Here is a 16,797-nt window from a genome sequence, read left to right on the forward strand (position 1 = left end):
CGGTGTCGTGAAGCTCACGTGTCGCGCCCGTACGCGGCACCGCCCCCGCGCACCTAGGATCGTGGGGTTACTTAACGGTAGTTAGCACCCGGGGAGTGAGACTCAGTGGCCGGAACCTCCGATTTCGACTTCTTCCGGACCTCCGAGGAGCATGACATGCTCCGGGACGCGGTCCGCTCGCTCGCCGAGGCCAAGATCGCCCCCTTCGCGGCCGAGGTCGACGAGCAGGCGCGCTTCCCGCAGGAGGCGCGCGAGGCGCTGGAGGCCAACGACCTGCACGCCGTGCACGTGCCGGAGGAGTTCGGCGGCGCGGGCGCCGACGCGCTCTCCACGGTGATCGTGATCGAGGAGATCGCCCGCGTGTGCGCCTCCTCCTCGCTGATCCCGGCGGTCAACAAGCTGGGCTCGCTGCCGGTGCAGCTGTCCGGCTCGCCGGAGCTGAAGGCGCGGTACCTGGGCGCGCTGGCGCGCGGCGAGGGCATGTTCTCGTACTGCCTGTCCGAGCCGGAGGCGGGTTCCGACGCGGCCGGGATGAAGACCCGCGCGGTGCGCGACGGCGACTTCTACGTCCTCGACGGCGTCAAGCGCTGGATCACCAACGCGGGCGTCTCGGACTTCTACACCGTCATGGCGGTCACCGACCCGGACAAGCGCTCCAAGGGCATCTCGGCGTTCGTGGTGGAGAAGGGCGACGAGGGCGTGTCGTTCGGCGCGCCGGAGAAGAAGCTCGGCATCAAGGGCTCGCCGACCCGCGAGGTCTACTTCGACAACGTGCGCATCCCGGCCGACCGGCTGATCGGCGCGGAGGGCACCGGGTTCGCCACCGCCATGAAGACCCTGGACCACACCCGGATCACCATCGCCGCGCAGGCCCTCGGCATCGCCCAGGGCGCCCTCGACTACGCCAAGGGCTACGTCAAGGAGCGCAAGCAGTTCGGCAAGGCCATCGCGGACTTCCAGGGCATCCAGTTCATGCTGGCCGACATGGCGATGAAGCTGGAGGCCGCCCGCCAGCTGACCTACGCCGCCGCCGCGAAGTCCGAGCGCGTGGACGCCGACCTCACCTTCTTCGGCGCCGCCGCCAAGTGCTACGCCTCCGACGTCGCGATGGACATCACCACCGACGCCGTGCAGCTCCTCGGCGGCTACGGCTACACCCGCGACTACCCGGTCGAGCGGATGATGCGCGACGCCAAAATCACGCAGATCTACGAGGGCACCAACCAGGTCCAGCGCATCGTGATGGCCCGCAACCTGCCGTAGCGGACGGCCGCACGCGGCGGGCTCCCGTCGCCGCGACCACCCGCGGCGGACGAGGAGTCGGCAGTACCGCGCCGGCGCACCGTAAGGACACCGGGGCGTCGGACGGTGCTCGGCGCGGGGTCGCCCGGGTGTCGCCCGCAGGCGCGAGGCTGCCGGGCGTCGGGCCGGCCGCGGCCGGCCGAGCGGGCGAGACGGCCGGGGGTGGTCATGCGGGCAGCCGGCCCCGAGGCAGCGGGCCCGCGGCCGGCAGGACCGCCGGCCGCGCGGTCGTCCGAGGGCGCGCGGCGGCGGGCGCCGTGGCGCACGCTCGCGGGGCTCGCCCCCGCCGTGCTGGTCGGCGGCTGGATCGCCTGGCACTGGCCGGTGGTGGCCGACGGCGTACGGCGGCTGCTCGGCGCGCATCCGCTGTGGCTGCTGGCCGCGATCGCCGCGACGGCCCTCGGCTGGGCGGCCAACGCGGTCGCGCGGCAGGGCACGGTGCTCGAACCGCTGCCCGCCGGGACCCTGCTGGCCACACAGTTCGCCGCCACCGCCGCCGGACAGCTCGCGCCCGCCGGGATCGGCGCGAGCGCGGTCAACCTGCGCTTCCTGCGCACCCGGGGGCTGCCGCCGGCCCGCTCCACCGCGGCGCTCGCGCTGTACTCGCTGGCGGAGTCGGCCGCGCGGGTCTTCCTGCTGCTGGTGCTGCTGGCCGCCTTCCCGCACGCGCTGCACGCCGGCGGCACGGTGTCCGCGCCGCACGGCGCCGCTCTGGTGCTGCTGGTGGCGGGCGCGGCGCTGGCGCCCGCGGTCGCGGCGGTCGTGCTCGTGGCGATGCGGCGGGTGCGGCGCGCCGTGGCGGGCTTCCTGGCCGGCGCGCTGGCCGACGCCCGCGCGGTGCACCGCCGCCCGGCGCGTGCGCTGGCGCTGTGGGGTGGCTCGCTGGCCTTCCCGCTGCTCCAGGCGGGCGCGATGGCCGCGGTGGCGCTGGCGCTCGACATGCCGGTGCCGGCCGCCCACGTCGCCCTCGCCTACCTCGCGGCGACCTGCCTGGCCACGGTGGTGCCCTCGCCGGGCGGCATCGGCTCGGTCGACGCGGCGCTGACCGTCGCCCTGGTCGCCGCGGGCTCCCCCACCGCCACGGCGGCCTCGGCGGTCCTCGGCTTCCGGCTGATCACCGTGTGGCTGCCGCTGCCGGCGGCGGCGCTCGCCCTGAGCACGCTGGTGCGCCGCGGTGTGCTGTGACGGCCGCCGGGCCGCCGGCGACGGCCGCGACCGGGGCCGGGCGGTGCGCGGGCCGGTGCGCCGGGCCGGTGCGCCGGGCCGGTGTCCGCGGGAGGACCCGGCGGCCCGGGCGCGCCCGCGGACGCCGCCCGCCCGCGCCGGACCGGCATCGTTAGGGTGGCGGGCATGGACTACCTCGCGCGCGCTTCCGAGCTGCTGGCCGCCCACCCCGTCGTGGACGGGCACAACGACCTGCCCTCGCAGTTCCGGCACCAGGTGGCGTACGACCTGGACCGCCTCGACATCGCCGCCGACCAGAGCGGCCGGACGCACACCGACATCCCCCGGCTGCGCCGCGGCGGCGTGGGCGCGCAGTTCTGGTCGGTGTACGTGTCGTGCGAGCTGACGGGCGGCGCGGCCGTCACCGCGACGCTGGAGCAGATCGACCTGGTCAAGCGGCTGGCCGCGCGCCACCCCGACGACCTGCGGCTGGCCTTCGACGCCGACGGGGTCGAGGCCGCGCGCGCCGACGGCCGGATCGCCTCGCTGCTCGGCGCCGAGGGCGGCCACTCGATCGACTGCTCGCTCGGTGTGCTGCGGCAGCTGTACGACCTGGGCGTGCGCTACATGACGCTCACCCACAACGACAACACCCCCTGGGCGGACTCGGCGACCGACGAGCCGAAGGCGGGCGGGCTGACCGCGTTCGGCGAGGAGGTGGTCCGTGAGATGAACCGGCTCGGGATGCTCGTGGACCTCTCGCACGTCTCGCCCGACACCATGCGCGCCGCGCTGCGCGTCACCGAGGCGCCGGTGCTGTTCTCGCACTCCTCCGCCCGCGCGGTCTGCGACCACGTCCGCAACGTCCCCGACGACGTGCTCGCCCAGCTCCCGGCCAACGGCGGCGTGGCGATGGCCACGTTCGTGCCGAAGTTCATCCTGCCCGCGGCCATCGAGTGGACCGAGGCGGCCGACGCCAACATGGCCGCGCACGGCTTCCACGCGCTGGACACGACGCCGGAGGGCATGGCCGTGCAGCGCGCCTTCGAGGCCGCGCACCCGCGCCCGGTCGCCACCGAGGCGACGGTCGCCGACCACCTGGACCACATGCGGGAGGTCGCCGGCATCGACCACATCGGCATCGGCGGCGACTTCGACGGCACCGCCTTCACCCCGCGCGGCCTGGACGACGTCGCCGGCTACCCGAACCTGATCGCCGAACTCCTGCGCCGCGGCTGGTCCGAGGCGGACCTGGCGAAGCTCACCTGGGACAACGCGCTGCGGGTGCTGCGCGACGCGCAGTCGGCGGCGGTGGCGCTGCGGGCGCGGCGCGAGCCGTCCGCGGCGACGATCGGCCGACTCGACGGCAAGGGCTGAGGCCCGGCCCGCCACCTCCCGGCCCGCCGGCCCCGGCGCGCGGCCCTCCGGCGCGCCACCCCGCGGGGCGAGGCCCCCGGGCCCGCCACCCAGCGGCGCGCAGCCCCCGGCCACCGGCCCCGGCCCCGGCCCCGCGAGCCTTCCGGCGCGCACGCCCGGTCCGCGCCGGGCTCAGCGCTCGCCGGGCGTCGCCGCGCCCTGGGCCGGCGCGGCCAGGCCCGCGCAGAGCAGGCGGACGATGGACCGCGCCTCGGGCTCCCAGCCGGGCTGGTCGTGCGAGGAGCAGATGCCGCTCATGGCCCGGAAGAGGGTCTCGGGGCCGATGTCCGCACGGATCGCGCCCGCGGCGACCGCCGCGGACATCAGGTGCCCGAGCGCGTCGATCATGTCCGCGCGGGCCCGCGGGAAGACGGGCGAGCCGAGGTCCATGACCGCCTTCAGCGCGACCGCGGTGCTGCGGCTCCCGGCCGCGTGGTCGACGAGCTGCTGCAGGAAGGCCGCGATCGCGTCCTGCGGCGGCAGGGTCTCCAGCAGCCCCGGCGCGGCGGCGCACAGATCGCGCACCCGCTGGTCGTAGACGGCCTCGACGATGCCCTCGCGGGTCGAGAAGTGCCGGTAGAAGGTGCCGACCCCGACGCCCGCGCGCCGCGCGATCTCCTCGACCCGGATGTCCGCCTCCCCGGCCGCGAACGCCTCCCGCGCCACCGCCACGAGCGCCTCCCGGTTGCGCAGGGCCTGCGCCCGCCGCGGCTTCCGCGGCCCGGTCGCGGGCTCCGCCGCGCCCTCGGAACCCGGCGCGGTCGCGGTGCCCGGGGCTCCCGTAGCCGCGGTCCCGGCCCCGGGGTCCCGCGCGGCCTCCACGCGTCCGGGCGCCCGCCTCGCGTCCACGCCGCCGCCTCCTCCCGCACAGGGCCGCCGCGGGCGTCACGTCCCGTCCGGCGCACGCGCGGACCCGGCCCGCGCGCTGCCCCCACCCTACCGGAATCCGGTTCCGGTAGGGTGGGGGAATCTGATTCCGGTTTTGGAGGGGACGACCCCATGGACCACACCACGTTCGGCCGGCACACCGGCCTGCGCGTGTCCGAGTACGCGCTCGGCACCGCCACCTTCGGGACCGGTCCTGGCGCCGGCGCGGGGCCCGAGGAGGCCGCCGCGATCTTCCACGCCTTCGCCGAGGCCGGCGGCACCTTCGTCGACACCGCCGACGCGTACCAGGGCGGCACGTCCGAGACGGTGCTCGGCGGCCTGCTCGGCGCCGACCGGGACGCCTTCGTACTGGCGACCAAGTACACCCGCGGCAGCGGCGAGCGCACCGGCGCCGGCGCCGCCGGCAACGACCGCAGGACGATGGTCCGTTCGCTGGAGGCGAGCCTGCGCCGGCTCGGGACCGACTACGTGGACGTGTACTGGGCGCACCTGCCGGACGGGCTGACACCCGTCGCGGAGATCGTCGCGGCCTTCGACGACCTGGTCAGGGCCGGCAAGATCCTGCACGGCGGCCTGTCCAACTTCCCGGCCTGGCGGGTGGCCGCCGCCGCCACGGCCGCCGACCTGCGCGACCGGGCGCGCATCGTCGGCATCCAGGTCGAGTACAGCCTCGCCGAGCGCACCGCCGAGCGCGAACTGCTGCCGATGGCCGAGGCGTTCGGCCTCGGCGCGGCGCTCTACGGCCCGCTGGCCGGCGGTCTGCTGACCGGCAAGCACCGGCGCGGCGAGGACAGCCTGCGCAAGCGGCGCGGCGCGGTGCGGGAGGAGGACGCGCACACCGCGGCGGTGCTGGACGAGGTGCTGGCGGTCGCGCAAGAGACCGGCGCCGGCGCCGCGCAGGTGTCCGTGGCCTGGCTGAGGGCGCGGGCCGCGCGCTCGGCCACCGCCTTCGTCCCGGTGGTCGGCCCGCGCACGACCGCGCAACTGGACGCGTACCTGGGCGCGTTGGACCTCGACCTGGACGACGCGCACTACGAGCGGCTGGAACGGGCGAGCGCGGTCGCGCTCGGCACCCCGCACGACCCGGTGGCCGCCGCCCTGCCCTCGATCCTCGGCGGCCCCGGCGCACGCGTACGCCGCCACCCGGTGCCGGTGGTCTGAGGCGCCGGCGGTCGAGGGCCGGGGCGGCCAGGGGGGCTGGGCGGACCAAGCGGACCGGGTGGCCCGAGCGGACGAGCGGACCGGGCGGCGGCGGGCTACTGGCCGAAGCCGAAGCCCGAACCGCCGCCGACCTTCGCCCGCAGCCTGCGGCCCTTGTCGGTGGCCGCCTCGGTCAGGGACGCCTGGAACTCGCGCATGCGCGCGAGCAGTTCGGGGTCGTGGGCGGCCAGGATGCGCGCGGCCAGCAGTCCCGCGTTGCGCGCCCCGCCGATGGACACGGTGGCGACCGGGACGCCGGCCGGCATCTGCACGATGGACAGCAGTGAGTCCATGCCGTCGAGGTACTTCAGCGGCACCGGCACGCCGATCACCGGCAGCGGCGTGACCGAGGCGAGCATGCCCGGCAGGTGCGCCGCGCCGCCCGCGCCGGCGATGATCGCCTTCAGCCCGCGGTCGGCGGCCTCCTCGCCGTAGGCGACCATCGCGTGCGCCATGCGGTGCGCGGAGACCACGTCGACCTCGTACGGCACCGCGAACTCGTCCAGCGCCTTCGCCGCGGCCTCCATGACCGGCCAGTCGGAGTCCGAGCCCATCACGATGCCCACCAGCGGAGACGCGCCGGACCCGGCCGCCGAAGCCGCCGGGCCCGCCGAACCGGCAGAGGCGGCGGACGCGGACGACGACGCGGACGCCGGGGACGCGGGCGCTTCACTCATCGATGGTTCCTCGCAGGTAGTCGGCCGCGTGGCGGGCGCGCTCGCGCACCTCGGCCAGGTCGTCGCCGTAGGTGGTGACGTGGCCGACCTTGCGGCCGGGCTTCACGTCCTTGCCGTACATGTGGATCTTCAGCCCGGGGTCGCGGGCCATGCAGTGCAGGTAGGCCGGGTACATGTCGGGGAAGTCGCCGCCGAGCACGTTGGCCATCACCGTCCATCGGGCCCGCGGGCGCGGGTCGCCCAGCGGCAGGTCCAGGACCGCGCGCAGGTGGTTGGCGAACTGCGAGGTGGCCGCGCCGTCCATGGTCCAGTGGCCGCTGTTGTGCGGGCGCATCGCCAGCTCGTTGACCAGCACCCGGCCGTCCGCGGTCTCGAACAGCTCGACCGCCAGGTGCCCGACCACGCCCAGTTCCCGGGCCACGGTCAGCGCGAGCTGCTGCGCCTGCGCGGACAGTTCGGGCGCGAGGTCGGGCGCGGGCGCGATCACCGTGTCGCACACGCCGTCCACCTGGATCGACTCGACCACCGGGTAGGCCACCGCCTGGCCGTGCGGCGAGCGCACCACGTTGGCCGCCAGCTCCCGGACGAAGTCGACCTTCTCCTCGGCGAGCACCGGCACTCCGGCGCGGAAGGGCTCGGCAGCCTCCTCCCGCGAGCCGACCACCCACACGCCCTTGCCGTCGTAGCCGCCGCGCACCGTCTTCAGCACGATCGGCCAGCCGCCCACCGACTCGGCGAAGGCGGCGGCGTCCGCCGGGTCGGCGACGATGCGGTTGCGCGGGCACGCGACGCCGATCTCGGCGAGCCGGGTGCGCATGACGCCCTTGTCCTGGGCGTGCACCAGCGCCTCGGCGCCGGGCCGGACCACGACGCCGTCCGCTTCCAGGGCGCGCAGGTGCGCGGACGGCACGTGCTCGTGGTCGAAGGTGAGGACGTCGCACCCGGCGGCGAAGGCGCGCAGCGTCTCCAGGTCGCGGTAGTCACCGACGGTGACGTCCGCGACCACCTGCGCGGCGGAGTCCTGCGGGGTGTCGCTGAGGATCTTGAAGCGGATGCCGAGCGGGATGCCCGCCTCGTGCGTCATACGGGCGAGCTGGCCGCCTCCGACCATGCCGACTACGGGATATGTCACGCTGACCAGGGTATCCGCCTGGGGACGGCCGCAGCACCGGCCGCCGCCTCGGCGGTCGACGGCCGCCGATCGCCGTATTTTCGCACCGGGCGGTTAGCATGAGGTGGGCAAGGAGCACCACCATTCCCACAGACAGGGCCGAGCGACACATGAGCGAACGGCGCGATCACCGCGAACGGCACGGACTGCGTTCGCGGCTGGACCTGCTCTACCGCGAGATCGCGAAGTTCGGAGCGGTCGGCGCGGCGGGCGTCCTGGTCAACATCGGGGCGTTCAACCTGCTGCGGCACAACACCGGGCTGCAGACCGTGCGCGCGTCGATCCTGGCGACGGTCATCGCGATCGTCTTCAACTACGTGGGCTTCCGGTACTTCACCTACCGTGACCGCGACAAGGCCGGGCGCACCAAGGAGCTGAGCCTGTTCCTGCTGTTCAGCGCGGTCGGCCTGGTGATCGAGAACGGCGTGCTCTATCTGGCCACGTACGGCTTCCACTGGGACAGCCAGCTGCAGAGCAACATCTTCAAGTTCGTCGGCATCGGCGTCGCGACGCTGTTCCGCTTCTGGTCCTACCGGACCTGGGTGTTCCGGGCGCTGCCGGCCCGCGAGGCGGTCGAGCAGGCCGAGGCGATCCTCGCGCAGGCCAAGCCGCGGCAGCGGGCGATCGCCCGGCGCGGCAGCCGCTGAGTCCACGGGGGCGGCGCGGCAGCCGCTGAGTTCCGCGGGGCCGGAGCAGCAGCCGCTGAGTCCACGGGGCCGGCGCCGTCGCGGCGGGCGCGCCTGCGACGCCCCGGCGGCCCGCCTCAGCCGATGACCTCCTCGCGCGGCGCGGGCGGCACGATCTCCTGCGCCAGGAACAGCGCGAACACCGGCGGACGCTGCTGGAGCAGCTCCAGCCGGCCGCCGTCCGCCTCGGCCAGGTCGCGGGCGACCGCCAGGCCCAGCCCGGTGGAGTTGCGGCCGCTGACCGACCGCTCGAAGACCCGCGCGCCCAGGTCCGGCGGCACCCCCGGCCCGTCGTCGCTCACCTCGACCACCGCCTGGTTGCCGGTGACCCGGGTGTGCAGCGCCACCGTGCCGGCGCCGTGCATCAGCGAGTTCTCGATCAGCGTGGCCAGCACCTGCGCGACCGCGCCGGGCGTGCCGACCGCGCGCAGCCCGCGGGCTCCGGACAGCACCATCGAGCGGCCCTCGCCCTGGTACGCCGGGCGCCACTCCTCGACCTGCTGCTTGACCACCTCGTCGAGGTCGAAGTCGACCGCCGAGCCGGTGCGCGGGTCGCGGGAGTTGGTCAGCAGCCGCTGCACCACGTCGGTCAGCCGCTCCACCTGGCCGAGCGCGATGGCCGCCTCCTCCTTCACCGCCTCCCGGTCGTCGGCGGTCGCCATGATCTCCTCAAGGCGCATGGACAGCGCGGTCAGCGGGGTGCGCAGCTGGTGCGAGGCGTCCGCGGCCAGCCGCCGCTCGGCGGTCAGCATCCGGCCGATCCGCTCGGCGCTGGCGTCCAGCACGTCCGCGATCCGGTCGAGTTCCGGGACGCCGTAGCGGCGGTGCCGGGGGCGCGGGTCGCCGGAGCCGAGGCGTTCCGCGGTCTCGGCGAGGTCGGTGAGCGGGCTGGCCAGCCGGCGGGCCTGGCGGACCGCGAGGGCGACCGCGGCCAGCACCGCGAGCAGCGCGACCGCCAGGATGACCAGCAGGGTGCGGCCGAGCTGCTGGCTGACCGTGGAGCGCGACTCCTCCACCGTCACCGACTCGCCGTGGTCGCCGTGCTGGGTGGAGCTGATCACCTTGCCCTTGGGCCGCTTGCCCAGGTGCACCTCGGGGTTGCCGGGCACGCTGACCACCGCGTACCGGTCGTCGGCGATCTGCCGGTCCAGGCCGCGGGCGTCCACCGACTCACCGGCCAGCAGGCGGTTCTCCACGATGCCGGTGAGCCGCACCGCCTCGGAGTCCACGCCGTCCTGGGCGCTGCTCTGGATGGTCCTGGACTCCACCAGGACCAGCGAGATCCCGAAGACGCCGATGACGACCAGCACCACGGCCAGCGTGGAGGAGATCAGACGACGGCGCATGGCGGCGCCGGGTCAGTTCTTCTCGAAGCGGAAGCCCACTCCGCGGACCGTGGAGATGAAGCGCGGGTTGGCGGCGTCGTCACCGAGCTTCTTGCGCAGCCAGGAGATGTGCATGTCCAGGGTCTTGGTGGACGACCACCAGGTGGTGTCCCAGACCTCGCGCATCAGCTGCTCGCGGGTGACCACCCGGCCCGCGTCCCGCACCAGCACCCGCAGCAGGTCGAACTCCTTGGCGGTGAGCTGGAGTTCGTCGTCGCCCATCCAGGCGCGGTGCGACTCGACGTCGATCCGCACACCGTGGGTGGCGGGCTGGGCCGCCTCGGTGGTGCCGCGGCGCAGCAGCGCCCGTACCCGCGCGAGGAGTTCGGCCAGCCGGAACGGCTTGGTGACGTAGTCGTCCGCGCCGGCGTCCAGACCGACCACGGTGTCGACCTCGTCCGCACGTGCGGTGAGGACCAGGACCGGGAAAGAGTGCCCCTCGGTACGGATGCGGCGGCACACGTCGAGGCCGTCCATGCCGGGCAGGCCCAGGTCGAGCACGACCAGGTCGACGGCGCCGAGCAGCGCGGTCTCCAGAGCGGTGGGGCCGTCCTCGCGCACCTCGACCTCGTAGCCCTCGCGGCGCAGGGCGCGCGCGAGCGGCTCGGAGATGGATGCGTCGTCCTCGGCGAGAAGTACGCGGGTCATGGGCTCGATGGTAGTCCGCACCTCCCGGCCGCGACCGGGAGGTGCGGACGGCGGCCGGCCCGGTCGCCGTGGAGGACCCGGAGCTGCGCTGGAGGAGCTGGTCCGGGCACCGGCTGACGGCGCCCCGGTCCCGGGAGGACGCGCCGCCCGGGACCGGCCGCGGTCAGGAGGGCGCGGCCATCTCCGCCCAGACCGTCTTGCCCGGGTGGTCGGCCGTGCGGATCACACCCCAGTCCAGGCACAGCCGCTGGACGATGAACATGCCGTGGCCGCCGGGCCGCCCCGAGCGGTGCGGGGTGCGCGGCGCGGGCTCGCCCGCACCGCCGTCCACGACCTCCATGCGCAGCGCCTTGTCGCCGTGCCGCAGCCGCAGCTCCTCGGGGCCGCCGGCGTGCAGGCAGGCATTGGTGACCAGCTCGGAGACGACCAGCAGCACGTCCTCCGCGGCGGCCCTGCGATCTGCGGTGGCAGCGGGCAGCCAGCCCCAGTCCCGCAGCGCCTGACGGGTGAAGTCACGCGCCCTGGGCACTATCCCGCTCTCCCCGGAGAGCGCCAGCCGCCTCACCGGGTCCACCACGAAACTCCCCACGTCGGACTCGCCTTCCGCGTCGCCCGTGTCCGAACCGCGGTCGTCCTCGGCGTAGGGCCGGGTGGTGCTCATCTAGGCCTCACCTCACGGATCTCCGACGGTTCCGTCATTCTTCTGCCCGGTCGATCTCCCGGAACACGTACGGCGTGCCACGAAAACCGCGGCGTACGCCGCCGATGTCGCTCATGTTCCCTCCCCGCTCCGCCTTACGACGCCCACCCCGAACTATTCCTGAAGTGCCTGCTCCACGGTGTCGTGGAGGACGAACACCGCGTCCGCGCCGGTGATCTCGAACACCCTCGCCACCGTGGGCTGCATCGCCGCCAGGTGCACGGCGCCGCCCTGCGCGGCGACCCGCAGCCGCGCGCCGAGCAGCACGTTCAGCCCCGTGGAGTCGCAGAAGGCGAGCCGGGAGCAGTCGATCACGAGCCGGATCGCCCCGGCGTCGATCGCCTCGTCCAGCGGCACGGCGAGCACGTCCGCGGTGTGGTGGTCCAGCTCTCCGGCCGGCGTGAAGACCGCTGACCCGGCCCGCTGGGTGACCTCGACATGCAACCGGCCCAGGTCGGCCGTACCGACCGCCTCACGGTCCATGGACGCTCCTTCTGCCTCTGGCGCATCACGGCTCACCTGGTCAGGTCCGCCTGCTCATGCCCACCCGACCCTACGCACATAGCCGATCCTGCGGTAGTCGGCATCTTCACACCGGCGAACTTGCGACATCCGCGGGAAACGGGGTAGGGGTGGAGATACGGCTGAAGGATGCCATCGGCTACGGCACAGCAACCGCCCGCCGCAAGAGAGGGATGAGCACATGACACCCCGGCTCGGCCTGGATCATGAGCAGGAGCACGCAGAGCGCCACGGGGCCCACGTCGCGGACGGGGCCGGCAGGCGCCGGAAGGACTTGAGGGGCTCCCGGAAATCCCCCCGTACGACGAGATCGGACCGGTCGACGCGCGCGCCCTGTCCAAGACGCTGTTCGCGCGCCTGGCCGAGCTGGAGGAGGGCGGCCCGGAGTACTCGTACGTGCGCAACACGCTGGTGGAGCTGAACCTGGCACTGGTGAAGTTCGCCGCGTCCCGGTTCCGCACCCGCAGCGAACCGATGGAGGACATCATCCAGGTCGGCACGATCGGCCTGATCAAGGCCATCGACCGGTTCGAGCTGAGCCGGGAGGTGGAGTTCCCGACCTTCGCGATGCCGACCATCGTCGGCGAGATCAAGCGGTTCTTCCGGGACACCAGCTGGTCGGTGCGGGTGCCGCGGCGGCTCCAGGAGCTGCGGCTGGACCTGGCGAAGGCCGGCGACGAACTGGCCCAGCAGCTGGACCGCACGCCCACCGTGCGGGAGCTGGCCGAGCGCCTGGACCTGCCGGAGCACGAGGTCATCGAGGGCATGTCGGCGAGCAACGCCTACACCGCCAGCTCGCTGGACGCGCAGCCCGCCGAGGACGACCCGGAGGGCGCGCTCGCGGACCGGATCGGCTACGAGGACCACGACCTGGAGGGCGTGGAGTACGTCGAGTCGCTCAAGCCGCTGATCGCGCAGCTGCCGCCGCGCGACCGCGCCATCCTGTCGCTGCGCTTCGTGGGAAACCTCACGCAGTCGGAGATCGGCGAGGAGCTGGGCATCTCGCAGATGCACGTCTCGCGGCTGCTGAGCCGCACCCTGTCACGGCTGCGCCGCGGCCTGATGGTCGAGGAGTAGCCGCCCGCCGCGCCAGACGGCCGCGGTCAGCGGCACACCGGGCCGGTAGGCCAGGTGGACATGGCTCGGCGCGTCCAGCAGATGCAGGTCGGCGCGCGCGCCCGGGGCGACCGTACCCACGTCGGTACGGCGCAGGGCGCGCGCGCCGCCGTGCGTCGCGGCCCTGACCGCCTCGTCGGGCGTCATGCCCATGTCCCGCACGGCCAGCGCGACGCAGAACGCCATCGAGGTGGTGAAGGACGAGCCGGGGTTGCAGTCGGTGGACAGCGCCACCGTGACGCCGGCGTCCAGCAGCCTGCGCGCGTCGGGGTAGACGGCGCGGGTGGAGAATTCCGCGCCGGGCAGCAGCGTGGCGACCGTCCCGGCCCGGCCGGGGTCCCGGGCGCTGTCGGCCAGCGCCTCGACGTCGGCGTCGGTCAGGTGTGTGCAGTGGTCGGCGGAGGCCGCGTCCAGCTCGACGGCGATCTGGACGCCGGGCCCGTGGCCGAGCTGGTTGGCGTGCACCCGCGGGACGAGGCCGCGGGCCCGCCCGGCGGCCAGGACGGTACGCGTCTGGTCGCCGTCGAAGGCGCCGCGCTCGCAGAAGACGTCGATCCAGCGGGCGTGCGGCACGCAGGCCTCCAGCATCGCGCCCGCGACCAGGGCGGTGTAGCCGTCCGCGTCGCCGTCGAACTCCGGCGGCACCACGTGGGCGCCGAGGTAGGTGGTCTCGTCGGTGTGCCGGCGGGCCGCTCGCAGCGCCCGCTCCTCGTCCTCGACGGTCAGGCCGTAGCCGGACTTGGTCTCGACGGTGGTGGTGCCCTGCCGCAGCGCCTCGGCCATGAACCGGGCGACGCCCGCGGACAGCTCCTCGTCGGTCGCGGCGCGGGTGGCGGCGACGGTGGTGCGGATGCCGCCCGCGGTGTACGGGCGGCCCGACATCCGCGCGGCGAACTCGGCGCCGCGCTCCCCGGCGAAGACCAGGTGGGCGTGGGAGTCGACGAAGCCGGGCAGCAGCGCCCGGCCGCCGGCGTCGAACCGGTTGTCAGTGGCCGGTGCTTTGCTTGAGGCGCCGGTCCAGACGACGCGGTCGCCCTCGACGACGACGGCGGCGTCCCGGACCAGTCCCAGGGGGTTGCCGTCCGGATCGAGGAGGGAGGGGTCGTTGGTGACCAGGCTGCCGATGTTCGTGATCACGGTACTGGCGGCGCTGGCGGCGTCGGCCGCGCTGCCTGTGCCGGCGGTGCTGCCTGGGCTGCCCGTGCTGCCCGTGCTGGCGCTGTGCGCCGTGCTGGCCGGCATGCTCCTCGTGTCCTCTCCGGGGGTCGGGGTGGGGTACGGCTTGGGGTACGGCTCGCGCGGCGCGGGCCGGACGCTGCGTGCGGGCGGGATCAGCCGTGCAGGGCGGCGGCGATCGAGCGGGTCAGCGCCCCGGGCACGTCGTCGACCAGCAGGTGCCGGCCGTCCTCGACGACCTGACGTCCGCCGACCACGGTGTGCCGGACGTCCGCCGCGGTCGCCGCGAATACCGCGGTCTCCGCGCCCAGCCGCGGCGCCGGGCCCGCGGTGCGCACCGAGTCCAGCCCGATCACGGTGAAGTCGGCGAGCGCACCGGTCTCCAGCCGGCCCGCCTCCGGCCAGCCGAGGCTCACGTGGCCGTCCTCGGTGGCCGCGCGCAGCAGCTGGCCGGCCGTCCAGTGGCCGCGGCTGCGGCTGCGCAGCCGCTCGTTCAGCTCCATCGCGCGGGCCTCGGCGAGCAGGTCGATCACCGCGTGGCTGTCGCTGCCCAGGCTCAGCGCGCTGCCGGCGCGCCGCAGTTGGGGCGCGGGGCCGATGCCGTCGGCCAGGTCCCGTTCGGTGGTGGGGCACATGCAGACGGTGCTGCGGGCCCGGCCGATCAGGCCGATGTCCTCGCCGGTGAGGTGGGTGGCGTGCACCGCCGTGGTGTGCCGCCCCCAGAAGCCGGAGTCGGCGAGCAGCCGGGCGGGGGTGCGGCGGTGCACCGCGACGCAGGCGTCGTTCTCCGCGGGCTGCTCGGACAGGTGCACGTGGGTGGGCACGCCGTCCGTCCACCGGGCGAAGTCGGCGTAGCCGTCCCGGTCGGAGAAGGCCCGCACCGAGTGCACCGCGGCGCCGATCCTGGCGTGCTCGCCGTCCTTGGCCGGGTGCCCGTCGCGCAGCCTGGTCCAGCGGTCGTGCCAGCGCTCGGCGGTGCCGTCGCCGAAGCGGGCCTGGACGCCCTCCAGCGGCCGGTAGCCGTCGCGGGTCAGACCGCCGTGCAGGTAGACGGTGTCCAGCAGCGTGATGCGGATGCCGGCCTCGGCGGCGGCGGCGATCAGCGCCTCGCCCATGGCGTTGGGGTCGGCGTACGGCCTGCCGTCCGGCCGGTGGTGCAGGTAGTGGAACTCGCCGACGCAGGTGACGCCGGCCAGCGCCATCTCGGCGTAGGTCGCGCGGGCGAGGTCGAAGTAGGAGTCGGGAGTGAGGTGGTAGGCGACGGAGTACATGAACTCGCGCCAGGTCCAGAAGGTCCCGGTGCCGACCTGGACGGTGCCGCGCAGCGCCCGGTGGAAGGCGTGGCTGTGCGCGTTGGCCAGCCCCGGCAGCGCCAGGCCGCGCAGCACGGTCGCGCCGGGCGGGGGCGCCTCGACGCCGGTGCGCAGCTCGGTGACGCGCCCGCCGTCGGCGGTCAGCAGCACGCCCGGCTCCACCACCGGGTCCAGCCAGGCGTGCTCCAGCCAGTACGTCACCCGCACGCGAGACCCTCCAGTACGTCGGCCAGCGCGCCGACCCCGGCGGCGCAGTCGTCCTCCGCGGCGGATTCGGCCGGGGAGTGCGAGACGCCGGTGGGGTTGCGCACGAACAGCATGGCGGTCGGCACGGCCTCGGAGAGGATTCCGGCGTCGTGTCCCGCGCCGGTGGGCAGCACCGGGGCCGGCGCGCCCCCTCCGACCAGGGCGGCGAGCCTGTCGCGCAGTTCGTGGGAGAACTCCACCACCGGGGTGAAGGACTCGCGGGTGACGCTGACCGCGACGCCGTCGCGCGCTCCGCGCTCGCGGGCGGCCTGCTCGATCGCGGCGACGACCGCGGCGAGGGTGTCCTCGTCGGCCGCGCGGGAGTCCAGCCAGCCGCGTACCCGGGAGGGGATGGCGTTGACGCCGTTCGGGTCGACGGCGACCTTGCCGAAGGTGGCCAGCGCGCCGGCCAGCCGCGCCTTCTTGCGGGCGGCGAGCACGGTGGTGGCGTAGGTGAGCATCGGGTCGCGGCGGTCCTGCAGCCGGGTGGTGCCGGCGTGGTTGGCCTCGCCGTCGAAGTCGAACCGCCAGCGGCCGTGCGGCCAGATCGCGGAGGCGACGCCGACCCGGTGGCCGCCGAGGTCGAGGGCGCGGCCCTGCTCGATGTGGAGTTCGACGAAGGCGCCGATGCGGGCGAGGCGTTCGGGGTCGGGGCCGATCGCCTCGGGGTCGCGACCGGCCCGTTCCATCGCGTCGGCCAGGGTGACGCCGTCGGCGTCGCGCAGCTCCCGGGCGCGCCGCGGGGTGAGCCGGCCCGCGGTGAGTCGGGAGCCGGCGCAGGCGACGCCGAAGCGGGCGCCCTCCTCGTCGGTGAAGTTGACGATGCCCAGCGGGCGGCGCGGGGTCGCGCCGCGGGCGCCCAGCTCGTCCAGGGCGGCGAAGGAGGAGACGACGCCGAGCGGACCGTCGAAGGCGCCGCCGTCGGGCACCGAGTCCAGGTGGGAGCCGGTGACGACGGCGTCGCCCGCGGCCGGGTCGCCGCGCCAGGCCCACTGGTTGCCGTTGCGGTCGACCTCGTAGGCCAGGCCGCGCGCCTCGGCCTGGGCGCGAAACCACGCGCGGCAGTCGGCGTCCGCGCCGGTCCAGGCGTAGCGGCGGTAGCCGCCCGTGCCGGCGTCGCGGCCGATGGGGGCGAGGTCCCGCCACATCTCGTGGAAGCTCGCACCGGCACGGGCACCGGTGCCGGC

16 protein-coding genes are annotated in these 16,797 nt (G+C 74.9%); 6 read left to right on the forward strand and 10 right to left on the reverse strand.

All coding sequences use genetic code 11. The features are described from left to right. Window positions 1–105 precede the first annotated feature (105 nt). The 3 genes from VSR01_RS13795 (at window position 106) to VSR01_RS13805 (ending at window position 3,843) form a co-directional block, all read left to right on the forward strand. A complete protein-coding gene (locus VSR01_RS13795; protein ID WP_326449513.1) occupies window positions 106–1,263 on the forward strand; it encodes an acyl-CoA dehydrogenase family protein in 1,158 nt (385 codons plus the stop codon). Between the two features lie 207 nt (window positions 1,264–1,470). After that, entirely contained in the window at window positions 1,471–2,487 is a 1,017-nt protein-coding gene (locus tag VSR01_RS13800; protein WP_326449514.1) for a lysylphosphatidylglycerol synthase transmembrane domain-containing protein, read from the forward strand. 165 nt (window positions 2,488–2,652) lie between these two features. Continuing rightward, the gene (locus VSR01_RS13805) at window positions 2,653–3,843 is read left to right on the forward strand and encodes a dipeptidase (protein WP_326449515.1); all 1,191 of its coding nucleotides are present in this window, start codon (window positions 2,653–2,655) and stop codon (window positions 3,841–3,843) included. Between the two features lie 171 nt (window positions 3,844–4,014). Here the strand turns inward: VSR01_RS13805 and VSR01_RS13810 are convergent, their stop codons facing one another. After that, window positions 4,015–4,731: a TetR/AcrR family transcriptional regulator gene (locus VSR01_RS13810; RefSeq protein WP_326449516.1), complete on the reverse strand. Its 717-nt coding sequence runs from the start codon at window positions 4,729–4,731 to the stop codon at window positions 4,015–4,017. Between the two features lie 150 nt (window positions 4,732–4,881). Between VSR01_RS13810 and VSR01_RS13815 the strand changes: the two genes are divergently transcribed. After that, window positions 4,882–5,931 (forward strand): aldo/keto reductase, encoded by a 1,050-nt coding sequence (locus VSR01_RS13815; protein WP_326449517.1) that lies wholly within the window; start codon window positions 4,882–4,884, stop codon window positions 5,929–5,931. A gap of 95 nt (window positions 5,932–6,026) precedes the next feature. Here the strand turns inward: VSR01_RS13815 and purE are convergent, their stop codons facing one another. Both purE and VSR01_RS13825 read right to left on the reverse strand, forming a co-directional pair. Further along, window positions 6,027–6,524 (reverse strand): 5-(carboxyamino)imidazole ribonucleotide mutase, encoded by a 498-nt coding sequence (gene purE, locus VSR01_RS13820; RefSeq protein WP_326453647.1) that lies wholly within the window; start codon window positions 6,522–6,524, stop codon window positions 6,027–6,029. A gap of 115 nt (window positions 6,525–6,639) precedes the next feature. After that, window positions 6,640–7,758, reverse strand: coding sequence for a 5-(carboxyamino)imidazole ribonucleotide synthase (locus tag VSR01_RS13825; RefSeq protein WP_442785671.1), 1,119 nt, complete (start codon window positions 7,756–7,758; stop codon window positions 6,640–6,642). Window positions 7,759–7,928: 170 nt separating this feature from the next. Between VSR01_RS13825 and VSR01_RS13830 the strand changes: the two genes are divergently transcribed. Then, window positions 7,929–8,465, forward strand: coding sequence for a GtrA family protein (locus VSR01_RS13830; RefSeq protein ID WP_326449519.1), 537 nt, complete (start codon window positions 7,929–7,931; stop codon window positions 8,463–8,465). A gap of 116 nt (window positions 8,466–8,581) precedes the next feature. Here VSR01_RS13830 and VSR01_RS13835 read toward each other — a convergent pair whose 3' ends face one another. The 4 genes from VSR01_RS13835 to VSR01_RS13850 form a co-directional block, all read right to left on the reverse strand. Then, window positions 8,582–9,850: an ATP-binding protein gene (locus VSR01_RS13835; protein WP_326449520.1), complete on the reverse strand. Its 1,269-nt coding sequence runs from the start codon at window positions 9,848–9,850 to the stop codon at window positions 8,582–8,584. Between the two features lie 12 nt (window positions 9,851–9,862). After that, window positions 9,863–10,537: a response regulator transcription factor gene (locus VSR01_RS13840; RefSeq protein WP_326449521.1), complete on the reverse strand. Its 675-nt coding sequence runs from the start codon at window positions 10,535–10,537 to the stop codon at window positions 9,863–9,865. A 163-nt stretch (window positions 10,538–10,700) separates the two neighbouring features. Then, complete coding sequence (locus VSR01_RS13845; protein WP_326449522.1) at window positions 10,701–11,198, reverse strand: ATP-binding protein; 498 nt, start codon at window positions 11,196–11,198, stop codon at window positions 10,701–10,703. 153 nt (window positions 11,199–11,351) lie between these two features. Then, window positions 11,352–11,720: an STAS domain-containing protein gene (locus VSR01_RS13850; protein WP_326449523.1), complete on the reverse strand. Its 369-nt coding sequence runs from the start codon at window positions 11,718–11,720 to the stop codon at window positions 11,352–11,354. 330 nt (window positions 11,721–12,050) lie between these two features. Here VSR01_RS13850 and VSR01_RS13855 point away from each other — a divergent pair, with 330 nt between their 5' ends. Beyond that, window positions 12,051–12,836 (forward strand): RNA polymerase sigma factor SigF, encoded by a 786-nt coding sequence (locus tag VSR01_RS13855; RefSeq protein WP_326453648.1) that lies wholly within the window; start codon window positions 12,051–12,053, stop codon window positions 12,834–12,836. On the opposite strand, the gene hutI is transcribed toward VSR01_RS13855, so the two are convergent. The 3 genes from hutI to VSR01_RS13870 form a co-directional block, all read right to left on the reverse strand. Then, on the reverse strand, window positions 12,801–14,117 hold the full coding sequence (gene hutI / locus VSR01_RS13860) for an imidazolonepropionase (protein ID WP_326449524.1): 1,317 nt from the start codon (window positions 14,115–14,117) through the stop codon (window positions 12,801–12,803). The two genes, VSR01_RS13855 and hutI, sit on opposite strands and share 36 nt — an antisense overlap. A gap of 89 nt (window positions 14,118–14,206) precedes the next feature. Then, a complete protein-coding gene (locus VSR01_RS13865; protein ID WP_326449525.1) occupies window positions 14,207–15,571 on the reverse strand; it encodes a formimidoylglutamate deiminase in 1,365 nt (454 codons plus the stop codon). Further along, window positions 15,562–16,758, reverse strand: coding sequence for an allantoate amidohydrolase (locus tag VSR01_RS13870; protein ID WP_326453649.1), 1,197 nt, complete (start codon window positions 16,756–16,758; stop codon window positions 15,562–15,564). Before VSR01_RS13870 ends, VSR01_RS13865 begins: the two co-directional genes overlap by 10 nt. Between the last annotated feature and the right edge of the window lie 39 nt (window positions 16,759–16,797).

The organism is Actinacidiphila sp. DG2A-62, assembly GCF_035825295.1.
Classification (GTDB): Bacteria; Actinomycetota; Actinomycetes; order Streptomycetales; family Streptomycetaceae; genus Actinacidiphila.

What these genes read in the sequence shown, in the direction of transcription:
- VSR01_RS13800 (WP_326449514.1), top strand. Translation starts at nt 1,471, where the DNA reads ATGCGGGCAGCCGGCCCCGAGGCAGCGGGCCCGCGGCCGGCAGGACCG.
- VSR01_RS13805 (WP_326449515.1), top strand. Translation starts at nt 2,653, where the DNA reads ATGGACTACCTCGCGCGCGCTTCCGAGCTGCTGGCCGCCCACCCCGTC.
- VSR01_RS13815 (WP_326449517.1), top strand. Translation starts at nt 4,882, where the DNA reads ATGGACCACACCACGTTCGGCCGGCACACCGGCCTGCGCGTGTCCGAG.
- purE (WP_326453647.1), bottom strand. Translation starts at nt 6,524, where the DNA reads ATGGGCTCGGACTCCGACTGGCCGGTCATGGAGGCCGCGGCGAAGGCG.
- VSR01_RS13825 (WP_442785671.1), bottom strand. Translation starts at nt 7,758, where the DNA reads ATGGTCGGAGGCGGCCAGCTCGCCCGTATGACGCACGAGGCGGGCATC.
- VSR01_RS13830 (WP_326449519.1), top strand. Translation starts at nt 7,929, where the DNA reads ATGAGCGAACGGCGCGATCACCGCGAACGGCACGGACTGCGTTCGCGG.
- VSR01_RS13835 (WP_326449520.1), bottom strand. Translation starts at nt 9,850, where the DNA reads ATGCGCCGTCGTCTGATCTCCTCCACGCTGGCCGTGGTGCTGGTCGTC.
- VSR01_RS13840 (WP_326449521.1), bottom strand. Translation starts at nt 10,537, where the DNA reads ATGACCCGCGTACTTCTCGCCGAGGACGACGCATCCATCTCCGAGCCG.
- VSR01_RS13845 (WP_326449522.1), bottom strand. Translation starts at nt 11,198, where the DNA reads ATGAGCACCACCCGGCCCTACGCCGAGGACGACCGCGGTTCGGACACG.
- VSR01_RS13850 (WP_326449523.1), bottom strand. Translation starts at nt 11,720, where the DNA reads ATGGACCGTGAGGCGGTCGGTACGGCCGACCTGGGCCGGTTGCATGTC.
- hutI (WP_326449524.1), bottom strand. Translation starts at nt 14,117, where the DNA reads ATGCCGGCCAGCACGGCGCACAGCGCCAGCACGGGCAGCACGGGCAGC.
- VSR01_RS13870 (WP_326453649.1), bottom strand. Translation starts at nt 16,758, where the DNA reads ATGTGGCGGGACCTCGCCCCCATCGGCCGCGACGCCGGCACGGGCGGC.